This is a genomic window from Arthrobacter sp. P4_F11 (assembly GCF_056401395.1).
Window position 1 is genome coordinate 183,008 of sequence record NZ_JBFUJK010000003.1, and the last position, 13,672, is coordinate 196,679.

Sequence of the window (13,672 nt, forward strand, 5' to 3'; positions counted from 1 at the left end):
ACTGGGGTTTAGCGGGCCTTCTTCTTGCCTGCGACGGTGCGCTTCGGACCCTTGCGGGTACGCGCGTTCGTCTTCGTACGCTGACCGCGTACGGGCAGGCCCTTGCGGTGGCGAATACCTTCGTAGCTGCCGATTTCAACCTTGCGGCGGATATCAGCGGCCACTTCGCGGCGAAGGTCACCCTCAACCTTGTAGTTGCCTTCAATGTAGTCACGCAGCTCAACCAGCTGTGCGTCGGTCAGGTCCTTGACCCGAACGTCTGCACTGATGCCGGTAGCAGCCAGGGTTTCGTGTGCACGGGTCTTGCCCACGCCGTAGATGTAAGTAAGCGCAATTTCCAACCGCTTTTCGCGGGGAATGTCTACGCCAGCGAGACGAGCCATATTGGCAGTACTCCTTGTATAAACCGGAGGTCGTAGGCAGTACACCCGCACTTACAGTGCGGCCCCAGCCTCCGACCGGGGGTTAGCTGTCCGGGCTCAATACGTCCCAGTTCAGCTTGTGCTGCCTTTATTTACTTGCGTGGGTTAGCAACCCAGGATTTCCTGTGAAGGAAATTAGCCCTGGCGCTGCTTGTGGCGCGGGTTCTCGCAGATCACCATGACCCGGCCATTACGGCGGATCACTTTGCACTTTTCGCAGATCTGCTTGACGCTCGGCTTGACCTTCATGGCGTTCCTTTGCGTGTTGCAGTTGGTCAGCTGGACCGGCCCTCGGCTGTCGCCCTGGCCGCCCAGTGTTTACTTGTAGCGGTAGACGATACGACCACGTGTCAGGTCGTAAGGGCTCAGCTCCACCACTACGCGGTCCTCGGGGAGGATCCTGATGTAGTGCTGGCGCATCTTTCCAGAGATGTGTGCCAGAACGATGTGCTTGTTGGTGAGCTCAACACGAAACATCGCGTTGGGCAGCGCCTCGGTCACAACGCCCTCGATCTCAATGACCCCGTCCTTCTTGGCCATACCCTCCGCTAACTGTTGTTGCCGCAGCCTCCCGGTTTGCACCGGTCATGACCGCGGACGTTTTTGATTGATTGGCTGGTGCCACCCGACCCCAAAAGGGCACAACGGGGCAGACAACCAACAGACAACACTACGCCATCGCGGCCCGATTGTTAAATCCAAAGTTAAATCCGCCCATCGTAGCGCACTCAGCGTCCGTACGCACCTAGCGTCCCGGCCGCCGTCGTCACTGCCTCTGCCCGCGAGATCCCGTCGAGGATGGCCAGCCGGACGACGTCGGCGGCCGCGCTCTGCAGGGTAATGAGGCTGATCTGCCGGGCCGCCGGGGTGCTTCGGTCAAGCGCGACGGCGCCCGTCGCCAGGGCGAACACGGTATCGCCGTCGGCGAGGGTGTGGCTTGGATTCAAAGCCCGGGCCAGGCCGGCATGGGCCGCGGAGGCGGTGCGTTTGCAGTCCGCCTTGTCCAGGACGGCGTCGGTGGCGACGACGACGAGCGTGGTGTTGAGCGGCGGCGCCGGCTCGGGGACCTGCGCGGCTTTCTCCACAACAGGCGAAACCCTCTGCGTGCTCGCTCGTTCCTCCCCACCGGCCCCCTCGCCTCGCAAGCTCGGTGAGGGAACCCCGCCGGCGTGGCCCCCGCTTAGACGCACGCTGCCGGGTTCCCCCTGTTGCGGCGATGAGCCAAAAGGTAGCCCCAGCGCATTGACTACCGCTATGGCTCCTACCACCACCGGCCCGTCTTTGGAGATGTTGTTTAGGGTGAGGGAGGCTGTGCCCACTCCCCCTTTGTACTGTCCCCGGCCGATTGCCGCTCCTGTGCCGGCGCCGACGTTGCCGCGTTCGACGTCGTGCCCTTCCGGCTGCCCGGCGGCGGCGGCCGTCGCCGCGTAGCCCATCGCCTCTCCGGGGCGGGCGGAGAAATCGCCGCCGCGGCCCAGGTCGAAGATCGCGGCCGCCGGCACGATCGGAACAAGCCCGCCGGGGACCGGGAAGCCTCGGCCGTTCTCCTCGCACCAGCGCATGGCGCCGCCCGCGGCTGCGAGGCCAAAGGCGCTGCCCCCGGTCAGGACCACGGCGTCCACGGTCTGGGACAGCGTGGTGGGATCCAGTGAGTCCGTCTCATGCGTCGCGGGCCCGCCGCCCCGGACGTCGACCGAGCCGACGGTGCCCGGCGGCGGGAGAACCACAGTCACTCCGCTCAGCCAGCCGTCGCCGGACTTCTGGACTTGCCCCACCCGGATCCCGGCCACGTCTGTGATGGCTCCCGTTGCTCCCATGGCTCCATTGTGCGCCCCCGCTGACCCGCGACACGCAAAATCCCTGGCGCTATGAGTCTTCCGTCGCCAGGGATTTTGCGCGTCGCCAGAAAACTCGCGAGTCGCCTTGTAGTTCGGGCCTAGGGAATCGGGACGGGCACCACACCGAGCGGCGCCAGTTTCGCCGCTCCCCCATCAGGTGCCGAGAGGACCCAGATCCCCTTCTCGTGCACAGCGACCGAGTGCTCCCACTGGCAGGAGCGCTTGCCATCCGTGGTGACGACGGTCCAGTCGTCGTCCAGGATTGCGGTCTCGATGCTGCCCCGGACCAGCATGGGCTCGATTGCGAGGCACAGCCCCGGGCGGATCTTCGGCCCGCGGTGGCCGGTGCGGTAGTTCAGCACGTCCGGAGCCATGTGCATCTCGGAGCCGATTCCGTGCCCTACATAGTCCTCCAGGATGCCCAGCGGTTTGCCCGGCACGGAGGAGACGTAGTCGTCCACGGCGTTGCCGATATCGCCCACGAATTTCCCGGTGGCCAGGGCTGCGATGCCACGCCACATGGCCTCCTCGGTAACCTCGGAGAGGCGAACGTCTTCGGGATCGGCGGTGCCGACAACCACGGTCCGCGCCGAATCGGAGTGCCAGCCGTCCACGATCGCGCCGCCGTCGATCGAGATGATGTCGCCGTCCGCCAGAACCCGGCCGCCGGGGATGCCGTGCACCACCTCTTCGTTCACCGAGGTGCAGATCGTGGCCGGAAACCCGTGGTAGCCGAGGAAGTTGGACTTGGCGCCGGCGTCCTGGAGCACGGCGGCGAAGACTTCGTCCAGCCGGGCAGTGGTGACGCCGGGGGCCGCGGCGGCCACCGCTGCATCCAGTGCCCGGCTCAGGACCAGTCCGGCCTCGTGCATCGTGCGCATCTGGGCGTTGGTCTTGTATTCAATGCGTGCCTGGCCGAATGCCATCGCTACCTCAAAATTTTCTCTCGCGGTCCGGGCGGGCTGGATCCCGGGCCTCCACCATGGGTCATCAACCCAAGTCTTCAAGCTCTATTCTCCCGTACCGGTTCAACGGTTCGGAACGGGCCCGCTGCGGGGCCACCCAACGCCGAAGGGCGCGTCCCGTACCCGATGGTACGGAACGCGCCCTTCTGCACTGCGTCTCTGTTCTGCGTCAGCCGCAATGAGCATGCGTGGATCAGGGGGTGAGGATCAGGCGGCCTGGGCCGACTTGATCGCTTCCATGACGCGCTCGGTGACTTCGTCGATGGCACCGATGCCGTCCACCTGGGTCAGGATGCCGCGTTCGGCATACTTGGCCACCACCGGTTCGGTCTGCTCGTGGTACAGGTCCAGCCGGTGACGGATAACGCCTTCGTTGTCGTCGCTGCGGCCAGTTTCCTTGGCACGGCCCAGGAGGCGGTTAACCAGCTCCTCGTCGTCAGCAGTGAGCTGGAGCACGACGTCGAGCTTCTGGTCAGCGCCGGCGAGGATGTCTTCGAGGTAGTCCACCTGCGCGGTGGTGCGCGGGTACCCGTCGAGCAGGAAGCCTGCCTCGACGTCGTCCTCGTTGAGGCGGTCGCGCACCATCTTGTTGGTGACGCTGTCCGGGACGAAGTCGCCGGCGTCCATGTACTTCTTGGCTTCGACGCCGAGCGGAGTCTCACCCTTGACGTTGGCGCGGAAGATGTCTCCGGTGGAGATCGCAACGACGCCGAGGCGTTCTGAAATGCGTTCCGCCTGCGTTCCCTTGCCGGACCCGGGAGGTCCGATAATCAACATTCTCGTCATCGCAAAAGCCCTTCGTAGTGACGTTGCTGTAGTTGCGCATCAATCTGCTTCACGGTCTCCAGACCGACGCCCACCATGATCAGGATCGAGGTGCCGCCGAACGGGAAGTTCTGGTTCGCGTTGATCAGGACCAGTGCAACCAGCGGGATCAATGCCACGAAGCCGAGGTAGAAGGCGCCGGGCAGGGTGATCCGGGATAGGACGTACTGAAGATAGTCCGCGGTCGGCTTGCCGGCGCGGATGCCCGGAATGAAGCCACCGTACTTCTTCATGTTGTCCGAGACCTCTTCGGGGTTGAAAGTAATCGCAACATAGAAGTAGGTGAAAAACACAATCATGGCGAAATACAGTGCCATATAGATCGGGTGGTCGCCCTTGGTGAGGTTGTTGTTGATCCACTCAACCCAGGGCTGTACCGGCTCGCCGGCCTTGGGCTGGTTGAACTGTGAGATCAGCCCCGGCAGGTAGAGCATGGACGAGGCGAAGATGACGGGCACGACGCCGGCCATGTTCACCTTGATGGGGATGTAGGTGCTGGTTCCGCCGACCGTGCGGCGGCCGATCATCCGCTTGGCGTACTGCACCGGGATCCGGCGCTGGGACTGCTCCACGAAGACCACAAGCGCCACGGTGAGCAGGCCGATGATCAGGACCAGGAAGAACGTGCCGGGACCCTGGGCCTTCCAGATCGCACCGAGCGAGCCGGGGAAGCCTGCGGCGATGGACGTGAAGATCAGCAGGGACATGCCGTTGCCGACGCCTTTTTCCGTCACGAGCTCGCCCATCCACATGATCAGGCCGGTGCCGGCCGTGAGCGTGATGATGATCAGGACCGTGGTGACGATCGAGCTGTCCGGGATGATGGGCAGCTGGCAGTTAGGCAGCAGCTGGCCGGAGCGTGCCAGCGACACCAGTGTCGTGGCATTGAGCAGGCCGAGTGCGATCGTGAGGTAACGGGTGTACTGGGTCAGTTTCGACTGCCCGGACGCGCCCTCCTCGTACAGCTGCTGGAAGCGGGGAATGACCACCCGGAGCAGCTGGACGATGATGCTGGCGGTGATGTACGGCATGATGCCGAGGGCAAAGATGGACACCTGCAGCAATGCACCGCCGCTGAACAGGTTGACGAGCTGGTAGATCCCGCCCGAGGTCTGACCGTTCTGCAAGCATTGCTGGACATTCTGGTAGCTCACACCAGGCGAGGGGATGAAGGCACCCAAGCGGAAGATTGTGATGATTCCCAGCGTGAACAACAACTTGCGTCGCAGATCAGGCGTGCGAAAGGCCCGGCCAAATGCGCTAAGCAAGCGTCCTCCTGAGTAATAAGTAAAGTCGTGTGAGACAGGTCAAATAAACCCAACAACCGAGTCTAACGGGTGGATGCGCCCCGCGAACAATCGGCGGGGCCCGGAAAATGAAAAAAACTCCCGGCACCGGGGGCCTGAGCCCCTGGTACCGGGAGTTTCAACAACGGGCAACTGCCCCGCCGCCTCGTTAGAGGGCGGTGGTGCTACCGCCTGCTGCAGCAATCTTGTCAGCAGCGCTGGCCGAGAATGCGTGGACGGTGACGTCAACCTTGACGGTGATGTCGCCGGTGCCCAGCACCTTGACGGGCTGGTTCTTGCGAACGGCACCCTTTTCGACCAGGTTCTCCACGGTGACAGCGCCACCTTCCGGGAACAGCTCGTTGAGCTTGTCCAGGTTTACCACCTGGTACTCAACCCGGAACGGGTTCTTGAAGCCGCGCAGCTTCGGCAGGCGCATGTGCAGCGGCAGCTGGCCGCCGGCAAAGCCAGCCTTGATCTGGTAGCGGGCCTTCGTACCCTTGGTACCGCGACCAGCGGTCTTACCCTTGGAACCTTCACCACGACCAACACGGGTCTTGGCGGTCTTGGCACCCGGGGCGGGACGCAGGTGGTGAACCTTCAGTGCGTTCTGCTTCTCAGCGGCGCCCTGTGCCTTTTCGGCGGTGTTCTTCTCTGCCATTTACTTCGCCTCCTCTACCTTTACCAGGTGCGGAACCGTGTTGAGCATCCCGACGGTCACGGCGTCGGCGGTGCGGACAACGGTGTGTCCGATCCGCTTCAGGCCGAGGGACCGCAGGGTGTCGCGCTGGTTCTGCTTGCCGCCAATGGCGGACTTGATCTGAGTGATCTCCAACTGTGCGTCGGAGACAAGCACGTTCTTAGCCATGACTCAGACACCTGCCTTCTGGTTCAGGAGCGCCTTGACCATTGCCGGCGGGGCGATCTCGTCGAGCGGGAGGCCGCGGCGTGCTGCCACTGCTGCCGGCTCTTCGAGGCGCTTCAGCGCGTCAACGGTCGCGTGAACGATGTTGATGGCGTTGGAAGAACCGAGCGACTTGGAGAGGATGTCGTGGATGCCCACGCACTCCAGTACTGCACGGACCGGGCCACCGGCGATAACACCGGTACCGGCGGAAGCCGGGCGCAGCATGACGACGCCTGCGGCGGCCTCACCCTGAACGCGGTGCGGGATGGTGCTGCCGATGCGGGGAACGCGGAAGAAGGACTTCTTGGCCTCTTCAACGCCCTTCGCGATAGCGGCAGGAACTTCCTTTGCCTTGCCGTAGCCGACGCCGACCATGCCGTTGCCGTCACCGACGACGACGAGGGCGGTGAAGCTGAAGCGACGACCACCCTTGACGACCTTGGAAACGCGGTTGATGGTTACAACGCGCTCTACGAACTGGCTCTTCTCGGCCTCGCGGCCGCCGTCACGGCCACCACGGCCGCCACGGTCGCCACGGCCCTGGCCGCGGTCGCCACGCTCGCCACGACGAGCGCCACCACGGCGGTCGTCAGTGGTAGCAGGCGCAGCGGTCTCAGTTGCCGGAGCAGCTACAGCTTCAGTCACCTGAATGTCCTTTTCGTTATTTTCGGTCACAGTGCCAGCCCACCTTCACGTGCGCCGTCAGCGACGGCGGCGATCCGGCCGTGGTACTTGTTACCACCGCGGTCGAAGACAACTGCTTCGATACCGGCAGCCTTGGCACGCTCGGCGACCAGTTCGCCAACGCGCTTGGCCTTGGCGGTCTTGTCACCGTCGAATGCACGAAGGTCGGCTTCCAGTGTGGAGGCGCTTGCCACGGTCAGGCCCTTGGTGTCATCGACAACCTGGACGAATACGTGACGTGCGGAGCGGTTGACGACCAGACGCGGGCGTACAGCCGTACCGGAGATGCGCTTGCGGATACGAAGCTGGCGGCGGCTGCGCTGGGCAGACTTGCTCTTGTTCGTACGCTTCTTGTTAATTGCGATCGCCATGGTTACTTACCAGCCTTTCCGACCTTGCGGCGGATGACTTCGCCTGCGTAACGGATGCCCTTGCCCTTGTAGGGGTCCGGCTTCCGCAGCTTGCGAATGTTGGCAGCAACCTCGCCGACCTGCTGCTTGGAGATACCTGAAACAGAGAGCTTGGTCGGGGTCTCAACTGCAAAGGTGATGCCGTTCGGTGCCGAGACGTTGACCGGGTGGCTGTAGCCCAGAGCGAACTCCAGGTCAGAACCCTTGGCCTGGACGCGGTAACCGGTACCGACAATCTCAAGCTTCTTCTCGTAGCCTGCGGTGACACCCTGGATCATGTTGGCGATCAGGGTGCGGGTCAGGCCGTGCAGCGAACGTGAGGCGCGCTCGTCGTTCGGGCGGGCGACAGTCAGGGTGCCATCTTCCAGGGAAACCTCGATCGGGCTGGCCACAGTGTGGCTCAGCTCGCCTTTGGAACCCTTGACGCTGACGACAGAGCCGTCAACCTTGACCTCAACGCCGGCAGGAACGGTGATGGGGAGACGTCCAATACGTGACATTATTCTCTTCCTTTCCCGTTACCAGACGTAAGCGAGGACTTCGCCGCCCACGCCCTTCTTGCCGGCCTGCTTGTCAGTCAAGAGGCCGGAAGAGGTGGACAGGATTGCGACACCCAGGCCACCGAGCACGTGCGGCAGGTTGGTGGACTTTGCGTAAACGCGCAGTCCCGGCTTGGAAATACGACGAACGCCAGCGATTGAACGCTCGCGGTTCGGACCGAACTTGAGCTCGAGGGTCAGCTTCTTGCCAACCTCAGCGTCTTCTTCTTTCCAGGAGGCGATGTAACCTTCAGCCTTCAGGATGTCGGCAACGCGTGCCTTGAGCTTGCTGTACGGCATGGTCACGGAATCGTGGTATGCCGAGTTAGCGTTGCGCAGACGCGTAAGCATGTCTGCGACGGGATCTGTCATTGTCATGTGGGCTCTTGCCCTTCCTCATAACGGTTTCCGCCGTGCTCTTTGTCCCGAACAGAGTTCGGAATGGAGCGCGGGCGGACCTTTTACGTAGCTAGATTAGTCTTCGGTCTTGAACGGGAAGCCAAGCGCCTTCAGCAGCGCGCGGCCTTCGTCGTCGGTCTTGGCAGTGGTCACGACGGTGATGTCCATACCGCGAACGCGGTCAATGGAATCCTGGTCGATCTCGTGGAACATAACCTGCTCGGTCAGACCGAAGGTGTAGTTGCCGTTGCCATCGAACTGCTTGCCGCTGAGGCCACGGAAGTCGCGGATACGCGGCAGGGCCAGCGTGACCAGACGGTCCAGGAATTCCCACATGCGGTCCCCACGCAGAGTTGCGTGTGCACCGATCGGCATGCCTTCGCGCAGCTTGAACTGTGCGATCGACTTGCGGGCCTTGGTTACCTGCGGCTTCTGGCCGGTGATCAGGGTCAGATCGCGGACAGCGCCGTCGATCAGCTTGGAGTCCTTGGCGGCATCTCCAACACCCATGTTCACAACGACCTTCACCAGGCGGGGAACCTGGTTGACGTTCTGGTACTTGAATTCCTCAGTCAGCGTGTTCTTGATGGAATCGGCGTACTTGGTCTTCAGACGAGGAACGATCTTGCTTGCCGGAGTCTCGAGAGTCTCAGTCATTAGATGTCCTTCCCTGAGCTCTTGGCCACGCGGACGCGCACGTCACGCTTCACGCCATCGCGCTCAACGGTCTCGGTGCGGAAACCGACGCGGGTGGGCTTCTTGGTGGACGGGTCAACCAGAGCCACGTTGGAGATGTGGATCGAAGCCTCGACGACCTCGATGCCACCGGTCTTGGTGCCGCGCTGCGACTGACCGACCTTGGTGTGCTTGGTTACGCGGTTAATGCCTTCAACCAACACGCGGTTGGTCTCCGGGTATACGCGCAGAACCTTGCCCTGCTTACCCTTGTCGCCGCCGCGCTCAGCCTTGGCGCCAGTGATGACCTGAACGAGGTCACCCTTTTTGATCTTAGCCATGGACTAGAGCACCTCCGGAGCCAGAGAAACGATCTTCATGAACTTCTTGTCGCGAAGTTCACGACCAACCGGTCCGAAGATACGGGTACCGCGGGGGTCACCGTCGTTCTTCAGGATGACGGCTGCGTTCTCGTCAAACTTGATGTAGGAACCATCCGCACGGCGGCGTTCCTTCTTGGTACGGACGATGACAGCCTTGACGACGTCGCCCTTCTTTACGTTGCCGCCCGGAATTGCGTCCTTGACGGTAGCGACGATTACGTCGCCAATGCCTGCGTAGCGACGGCCAGATCCACCGAGAACGCGAATGGTAAGGATTTCCTTAGCACCCGTGTTGTCGGCGACCTTGAGTCGCGACTCCTGCTGAATCACTATTTACTCCTTGCGTCGCGCTGGTTCTCAGACCGAAAATCTTCCTACGGAATGAGCCTTGCGGAACGGTTGATCGGGGTGTCTCTTGACCTGCCTGGATTTTGCCAGACCAGGCCTAAACGCCCGTGCCAAAAACATTTGCTTCCCAGGCGGTTCCCGACGAGTCGGGGCGCAAGGGGGCACTATGCCGTGGCACGATTGTTTACGAGGTTGATGACGGCGCGCAAAAGGCGCCATACAAACTCAAAATCTTAGCACGTTTTAGGCGTATCCCCATATCACAGCCATGGAACCTGCACACCCCTCCCCCGCAGCCGCGACGCCGTTACGCCGTTACGCCGTTACGCCGGACAGGCTTTGGGCCCGCCCGCCGCCGCGCATCCCTGGAACCCGGCCCGCCGGCGTCGTCAGCCCCCAAAGGCTGCTCCGCCCGACGAGCACGGTAAACGGCTGCCGCCGGTCGCAGGCTGCCGGCTGCGGCGGCTGCGGGCAACGCAGAAGCCCTCGTTCCCCCAAAGGGGAACGAGGGCTTCTGCTGTATCACCAGACACGAGGTGCAGGTGTTACTTGGCCTTCTCGAGGATCTCGACCAGACGCCACCGCTTGGTAGCGGACAGCGGGCGGGTCTCGGCGAGGAGCACGAGGTCGCCGATGCCGGCGCTGTTCTCTTCGTCGTGAGCCTTGATCTTGGCGTTGCGGCGGATGACCTTGCCGTAGAGGGCGTGCTTCACGCGGTCTTCGACCTGGACAGTGATGGTCTTTTCCATCTTGTCCGAGACGACGTAGCCGCGCTTCGTCTTACGGTAACCGCGCTCGTCAGCCTTGGCTGCGTCGGAAACAGTTTCCGTCACGTTCTCGTCCTTTTCACTCACTTGGCATCCTCCTCGGATTCAACCGTTTCAGCTTTCTCAGCCTTCTTGGTTGCAGCCTTCTTGGACTTCTTCTCTTCCTTGGCTTCCACAACCGGTGCGGCAACCTCGGCACGAATGCCGAGCTCGCGCTCACGGAGAACGGTGTAGATGCGGGCGATGTCCTTCTTTACCGCGCGCAGACGACCGTGGTTCTCCAGCTGACCGGTGGCGGACTGGAAACGCAGGTTGAACAGCTCTTCCTTGGCCTTGCGGAGTTCTTCAACGAGACGCTCGTTGTCGAAACCGTCCAGCTGTGCGGATGCAAGTTCCTTGGATCCTACTGCCATTTCTACTCACCACCTTCGCGACGCACAATGCGTGCCTTCAACGGCAGCTTGTGGATTGCCAGGCGCAGGGCCTCGCGAGCTACCTCTTCACTGACACCGGAGAGTTCGAAGAGAACCCGGCCCGGCTTGACGTTTGAGACCCACCATTCCGGAGAACCCTTACCGGAACCCATGCGGGTTTCGGCCGGCTTCTTCGTCAGCGGACGGTCCGGGTAAATGTTGATCCAGACCTTTCCGCCACGCTTGATGTGGCGGGTCATCGCGATACGGGCAGATTCGATCTGACGGTTCGTGACGTAGGCCGGGCTCAGCGCCTGGATGCCCCACTCACCGAAGGAGACCTGGGTGCCGCCCGTAGCAGCGCCGGAACGACCCGGGTGGTGCTGCTTACGGTGCTTGACTCGACGTGGGATAAGCATTTAAGCCTGTCCTCCTTCTACTGACTGTGCCGTGCCTGCGGCACCGGCTTCGACAGCCGGAGCTTCGGCGGCAGGTGCTGCCTCGGCTGCGGGGCGGTCGGGACGACGGCGGCGGTCACCACGGTCGGCGCCACCCGGGCGGCCCGGGCGGTCGCCGGCACGGCCACGGGACGGAGCAGCAGCTGCCTGCTGAGCCAGTTCCTTGGCAGTGACGTCGCCCTTGTAGATCCAGACCTTCACGCCGATGCGGCCGAAGGTGGTCTTGGCCTCGTAGAAGCCGTAGTCGATGTTCGCACGCAGGGTGTGCAGGGGCACACGGCCTTCGCGGTAGAACTCCGAGCGGGACATTTCTGCGCCGCCCAGTCGACCCGAGCAAGCGATCCGGATGCCCTTGGCACCGGCGCGCTGTGCGGACTGCATGGCCTTCTTCATCGCACGGCGGAATGCCACGCGGGAAGTCAGCTGCTCAGCAACGCCCTGGGCAACAAGCTGGGCTTCCATCTCGGGGTTCTTGACCTCGAGGATGTTCAGCTGAACCTGCTTGCCCGTGAGCTTCTCAAGCTCGCCGCGGATGCGGTCTGCTTCAGCGCCGCGGCGGCCGATGACGATGCCCGGACGTGCCGTGTGGATATCCACGCGGACACGGTCGCGGGTGCGCTCGATTTCGACCTTGGCGATACCGGCGCGCTCCATGCCCGTGGACATGAGCTGGCGGATACGGATGTCTTCGCGAACGAAGTCCTTGTACCGCTGGCCGGCCTTGGTGCTGTCGGCGAACCAGTGCGATACGTGATCGGTGGTGATGCCGAGTCGGAACCCGTGCGGGTTAACTTTCTGTCCCACTTAGCGAGCCTCCTCTTTCTCCGGGGTAGCGACTACCACGGTGATGTGGCTCGTGCGCTTCTTGATCTGAAATGCACGACCCTGGGCTCGCGGCTGGAACCGCTTCATGGTCGGGCCTTCATCAACAAACGCTTCGCTGATGATGAGGTCACCTTCGTCAAACGCCACGCCGTCGCGGTCCGCGAGGACCCGGGCGTTGGAGATTGCCGACTGAACTACCTTGAATACCGGCTCCGAAGCTGCCTGGGGGGCAAACTTCAGAATTGCCAGAGCCTCATTCGCTTGCTTACCACGAACAAGGTTGACGACGCGCCGGGCCTTCATAGGCGTTACGCGGATGTGACGCGCAATTGCCTTGGCTTCCATTGCTTTCCTTCTCTCGTCTTTGACGTAAGTGCAGGCGCCTAGCGGCGCTTGCCCTTACGGTCGTCCTTGACATGGCCGCGGAATGTCCGCGTGGGAGCGAATTCGCCGAGCTTGTGCCCGACCATCGACTCAGTGACAAACACGGGGATGTGCTTGCGTCCGTCGTGTACGGCGATCGTGTGGCCGAGCATGTCGGGGACGATCATCGAACGGCGGGACCAGGTCTTGATGACGTTCTTGGTGCCCTTTTCGTTTTCCCTGGCTACCTTTACAAAGAGGTGCTGGTCAACGAAAGGACCTTTTTTCAGGCTGCGTGGCATGTGTCCAGGCTCCTATCGCTTGTTCTTGCCAGTACGACGGCGACGAACAATAAGCTTGTCGCTCTCTTTGTTGGGACGGCGGGTGCGGCCTTCGCGCTTACCGTTCGGGTTGACGGGGTGACGTCCACCGGACGTCTTACCCTCGCCACCACCGTGGGGGTGGTCAACCGGGTTCATGGCGACACCACGGACGGTCGGGCGAACGCCCTTCCACCGCATACGGCCGGCCTTGCCCCAGTTGATGTTCGACTGCTCGGCGTTGCCGACCTCGCCGACGGTTGCGCGGCAGCGCACGTCAACGTTGCGGATTTCGCCGGAAGGCAGACGCAGCTGGGCGAAGCGGCCTTCCTTTGCAACGAGCTGGATCGATGCGCCGGCGGAGCGGCCCATCTTGGCGCCGCCACCCGGACGCAGTTCGACTGCGTGGATTACGGTACCGACCGGGATGTTGCGCAGCGGAAGGTTGTTGCCGGGCTTGATGTCAGCGTCGGCGCCGGCCTCTACGAAGTCGCCCTGGGACAGCTTGTTCGGGGCGATGATGTAACGCTTGGTGCCATCAATGTAGTGCAGGAGGGCGATCCGAGCCGTGCGGTTCGGGTCGTACTCGATTTCGGCAACGCGGGCGTTGACGCCGTCCTTGTCGTGGCGACGGAAGTCGATCAGACGGTACTGGCGCTTGTGTCCACCACCCTTGTGACGGGTCGTGATCTTACCGGAGTTGTTACGGCCACCCTTTTTCGGGAGGGGACGTACCAACGACTTTTCCGGCGTCGACCGCGTGATTTCAGTGAAGTCCGCTACGCTCGAGCCGCGACGGCCCGGGGTAGTCGGCTTGTATTTACGGATTCCCATAATTTATTTCC

General features: G+C 62.5%; 23 protein-coding genes. All 23 read right to left on the reverse strand.

The features are described from left to right. Positions 1–8: 8 nt before the first annotated feature. The 23 genes from rpsM to rplB all read right to left on the reverse strand — a co-directional run bounded on the left by rpsM (position 9) and on the right by rplB (position 13,661). Positions 9–383, reverse strand: a complete 375-nt coding sequence (rpsM, locus tag AC1DRO_RS05390; RefSeq protein ID WP_028275004.1) for a 30S ribosomal protein S13 — start codon at positions 381–383, stop codon at positions 9–11. Positions 384–557: 174 nt separating this feature from the next. After that, positions 558–671, reverse strand: a complete 114-nt coding sequence (gene rpmJ, locus AC1DRO_RS05395) for a 50S ribosomal protein L36 (RefSeq protein WP_009358722.1) — start codon at positions 669–671, stop codon at positions 558–560. A 69-nt stretch (positions 672–740) separates the two neighbouring features. Beyond that, complete coding sequence (gene infA, locus AC1DRO_RS05400; protein ID WP_009358723.1) at positions 741–962, reverse strand: translation initiation factor IF-1; 222 nt, start codon at positions 960–962, stop codon at positions 741–743. Between the two features lie 188 nt (positions 963–1,150). After that, positions 1,151–2,239, reverse strand: coding sequence for a P1 family peptidase (locus tag AC1DRO_RS05405; protein ID WP_476950101.1), 1,089 nt, complete (start codon positions 2,237–2,239; stop codon positions 1,151–1,153). A 119-nt stretch (positions 2,240–2,358) separates the two neighbouring features. Continuing rightward, positions 2,359–3,186, reverse strand: coding sequence for a type I methionyl aminopeptidase (gene map, locus AC1DRO_RS05410; RefSeq protein WP_243181086.1), 828 nt, complete (start codon positions 3,184–3,186; stop codon positions 2,359–2,361). Between the two features lie 246 nt (positions 3,187–3,432). Further along, entirely contained in the window at positions 3,433–4,002 is a 570-nt protein-coding gene (locus AC1DRO_RS05415) for an adenylate kinase (protein ID WP_476950162.1), read from the reverse strand. 5 nt (positions 4,003–4,007) lie between these two features. Further along, entirely contained in the window at positions 4,008–5,318 is a 1,311-nt protein-coding gene (secY, locus tag AC1DRO_RS05420; RefSeq protein WP_026266474.1) for a preprotein translocase subunit SecY, read from the reverse strand. A 187-nt stretch (positions 5,319–5,505) separates the two neighbouring features. Beyond that, the gene (gene rplO, locus AC1DRO_RS05425) at positions 5,506–5,997 is read right to left on the reverse strand and encodes a 50S ribosomal protein L15 (protein WP_018773677.1); all 492 of its coding nucleotides are present in this window, start codon (positions 5,995–5,997) and stop codon (positions 5,506–5,508) included. Further along, positions 5,998–6,204, reverse strand: a complete 207-nt coding sequence (gene rpmD, locus AC1DRO_RS05430; RefSeq protein WP_160664304.1) for a 50S ribosomal protein L30 — start codon at positions 6,202–6,204, stop codon at positions 5,998–6,000. Between the two features lie 3 nt (positions 6,205–6,207). Further along, positions 6,208–6,888: a 30S ribosomal protein S5 gene (gene rpsE / locus AC1DRO_RS05435; RefSeq protein WP_173403037.1), complete on the reverse strand. Its 681-nt coding sequence runs from the start codon at positions 6,886–6,888 to the stop codon at positions 6,208–6,210. A 26-nt stretch (positions 6,889–6,914) separates the two neighbouring features. Further along, the gene (gene rplR / locus AC1DRO_RS05440; RefSeq protein ID WP_018773674.1) at positions 6,915–7,298 is read right to left on the reverse strand and encodes a 50S ribosomal protein L18; all 384 of its coding nucleotides are present in this window, start codon (positions 7,296–7,298) and stop codon (positions 6,915–6,917) included. A 2-nt stretch (positions 7,299–7,300) separates the two neighbouring features. Beyond that, positions 7,301–7,837: a 50S ribosomal protein L6 gene (gene rplF, locus AC1DRO_RS05445; RefSeq protein ID WP_011692797.1), complete on the reverse strand. Its 537-nt coding sequence runs from the start codon at positions 7,835–7,837 to the stop codon at positions 7,301–7,303. Positions 7,838–7,855: 18 nt separating this feature from the next. Beyond that, positions 7,856–8,254 carry a 30S ribosomal protein S8 gene (gene rpsH / locus AC1DRO_RS05450; protein ID WP_018773673.1) on the reverse strand — a complete coding sequence of 133 codons (399 nt, stop codon included), beginning with the start codon at positions 8,252–8,254 and terminating at the stop codon, positions 7,856–7,858. 96 nt (positions 8,255–8,350) lie between these two features. Then, positions 8,351–8,932, reverse strand: coding sequence for a 50S ribosomal protein L5 (gene rplE / locus AC1DRO_RS05455; RefSeq protein WP_018773672.1), 582 nt, complete (start codon positions 8,930–8,932; stop codon positions 8,351–8,353). Further along, on the reverse strand, positions 8,932–9,291 hold the full coding sequence (gene rplX, locus AC1DRO_RS05460; protein WP_028275000.1) for a 50S ribosomal protein L24: 360 nt from the start codon (positions 9,289–9,291) through the stop codon (positions 8,932–8,934). The genes rplE and rplX overlap by 1 nt, the downstream gene beginning before the upstream one ends. A gap of 3 nt (positions 9,292–9,294) precedes the next feature. Continuing rightward, positions 9,295–9,663 carry a 50S ribosomal protein L14 gene (gene rplN, locus AC1DRO_RS05465; protein ID WP_003803789.1) on the reverse strand — a complete coding sequence of 123 codons (369 nt, stop codon included), beginning with the start codon at positions 9,661–9,663 and terminating at the stop codon, positions 9,295–9,297. A gap of 563 nt (positions 9,664–10,226) precedes the next feature. After that, positions 10,227–10,535 carry a 30S ribosomal protein S17 gene (gene rpsQ / locus AC1DRO_RS05470; RefSeq protein WP_018773670.1) on the reverse strand — a complete coding sequence of 103 codons (309 nt, stop codon included), beginning with the start codon at positions 10,533–10,535 and terminating at the stop codon, positions 10,227–10,229. Next, positions 10,532–10,861, reverse strand: coding sequence for a 50S ribosomal protein L29 (rpmC, locus tag AC1DRO_RS05475; RefSeq protein WP_018773669.1), 330 nt, complete (start codon positions 10,859–10,861; stop codon positions 10,532–10,534). The genes rpsQ and rpmC overlap by 4 nt, the downstream gene beginning before the upstream one ends. A gap of 2 nt (positions 10,862–10,863) precedes the next feature. Continuing rightward, positions 10,864–11,280 carry a 50S ribosomal protein L16 gene (gene rplP / locus AC1DRO_RS05480; protein ID WP_018773668.1) on the reverse strand — a complete coding sequence of 139 codons (417 nt, stop codon included), beginning with the start codon at positions 11,278–11,280 and terminating at the stop codon, positions 10,864–10,866. Beyond that, the gene (gene rpsC / locus AC1DRO_RS05485) at positions 11,281–12,123 is read right to left on the reverse strand and encodes a 30S ribosomal protein S3 (RefSeq protein WP_028275116.1); all 843 of its coding nucleotides are present in this window, start codon (positions 12,121–12,123) and stop codon (positions 11,281–11,283) included. Continuing rightward, complete coding sequence (gene rplV, locus AC1DRO_RS05490; protein ID WP_003803798.1) at positions 12,124–12,489, reverse strand: 50S ribosomal protein L22; 366 nt, start codon at positions 12,487–12,489, stop codon at positions 12,124–12,126. A gap of 38 nt (positions 12,490–12,527) precedes the next feature. Continuing rightward, entirely contained in the window at positions 12,528–12,809 is a 282-nt protein-coding gene (gene rpsS, locus AC1DRO_RS05495; protein ID WP_018773666.1) for a 30S ribosomal protein S19, read from the reverse strand. Between the two features lie 12 nt (positions 12,810–12,821). Continuing rightward, the gene (gene rplB / locus AC1DRO_RS05500) at positions 12,822–13,661 is read right to left on the reverse strand and encodes a 50S ribosomal protein L2 (protein ID WP_476950102.1); all 840 of its coding nucleotides are present in this window, start codon (positions 13,659–13,661) and stop codon (positions 12,822–12,824) included. Positions 13,662–13,672 lie beyond the last annotated feature (11 nt).

Excerpts from the sequence above, each read along its gene's own strand:
- rpsM (WP_028275004.1), bottom strand. The coding sequence starts at position 383 with ATGGCTCGTCTCGCTGGCGTAGACATTCCCCGCGAAAAGCGGTTGGAA.
- rpmJ (WP_009358722.1), bottom strand. The coding sequence starts at position 671 with ATGAAGGTCAAGCCGAGCGTCAAGCAGATCTGCGAAAAGTGCAAAGTG.
- infA (WP_009358723.1), bottom strand. The coding sequence starts at position 962 with ATGGCCAAGAAGGACGGGGTCATTGAGATCGAGGGCGTTGTGACCGAG.
- AC1DRO_RS05405 (WP_476950101.1), bottom strand. The coding sequence starts at position 2,239 with ATGGGAGCAACGGGAGCCATCACAGACGTGGCCGGGATCCGGGTGGGG.
- map (WP_243181086.1), bottom strand. The coding sequence starts at position 3,186 with ATGGCATTCGGCCAGGCACGCATTGAATACAAGACCAACGCCCAGATG.
- AC1DRO_RS05415 (WP_476950162.1), bottom strand. The coding sequence starts at position 4,002 with ATGTTGATTATCGGACCTCCCGGGTCCGGCAAGGGAACGCAGGCGGAA.
- rplO (WP_018773677.1), bottom strand. The coding sequence starts at position 5,997 with ATGGCAGAGAAGAACACCGCCGAAAAGGCACAGGGCGCCGCTGAGAAG.
- rpmD (WP_160664304.1), bottom strand. The coding sequence starts at position 6,204 with ATGGCTAAGAACGTGCTTGTCTCCGACGCACAGTTGGAGATCACTCAG.
- rplR (WP_018773674.1), bottom strand. The coding sequence starts at position 7,298 with ATGGCGATCGCAATTAACAAGAAGCGTACGAACAAGAGCAAGTCTGCC.
- rplF (WP_011692797.1), bottom strand. The coding sequence starts at position 7,837 with ATGTCACGTATTGGACGTCTCCCCATCACCGTTCCTGCCGGCGTTGAG.
- rpsH (WP_018773673.1), bottom strand. The coding sequence starts at position 8,254 with ATGACAATGACAGATCCCGTCGCAGACATGCTTACGCGTCTGCGCAAC.
- rplE (WP_018773672.1), bottom strand. The coding sequence starts at position 8,932 with ATGACTGAGACTCTCGAGACTCCGGCAAGCAAGATCGTTCCTCGTCTG.
- rplX (WP_028275000.1), bottom strand. The coding sequence starts at position 9,291 with ATGGCTAAGATCAAAAAGGGTGACCTCGTTCAGGTCATCACTGGCGCC.
- rpmC (WP_018773669.1), bottom strand. The coding sequence starts at position 10,861 with ATGGCAGTAGGATCCAAGGAACTTGCATCCGCACAGCTGGACGGTTTC.
- rplP (WP_018773668.1), bottom strand. The coding sequence starts at position 11,280 with ATGCTTATCCCACGTCGAGTCAAGCACCGTAAGCAGCACCACCCGGGT.
- rplV (WP_003803798.1), bottom strand. The coding sequence starts at position 12,489 with ATGGAAGCCAAGGCAATTGCGCGTCACATCCGCGTAACGCCTATGAAG.
- rpsS (WP_018773666.1), bottom strand. The coding sequence starts at position 12,809 with ATGCCACGCAGCCTGAAAAAAGGTCCTTTCGTTGACCAGCACCTCTTT.
- rplB (WP_476950102.1), bottom strand. The coding sequence starts at position 13,661 with ATGGGAATCCGTAAATACAAGCCGACTACCCCGGGCCGTCGCGGCTCG.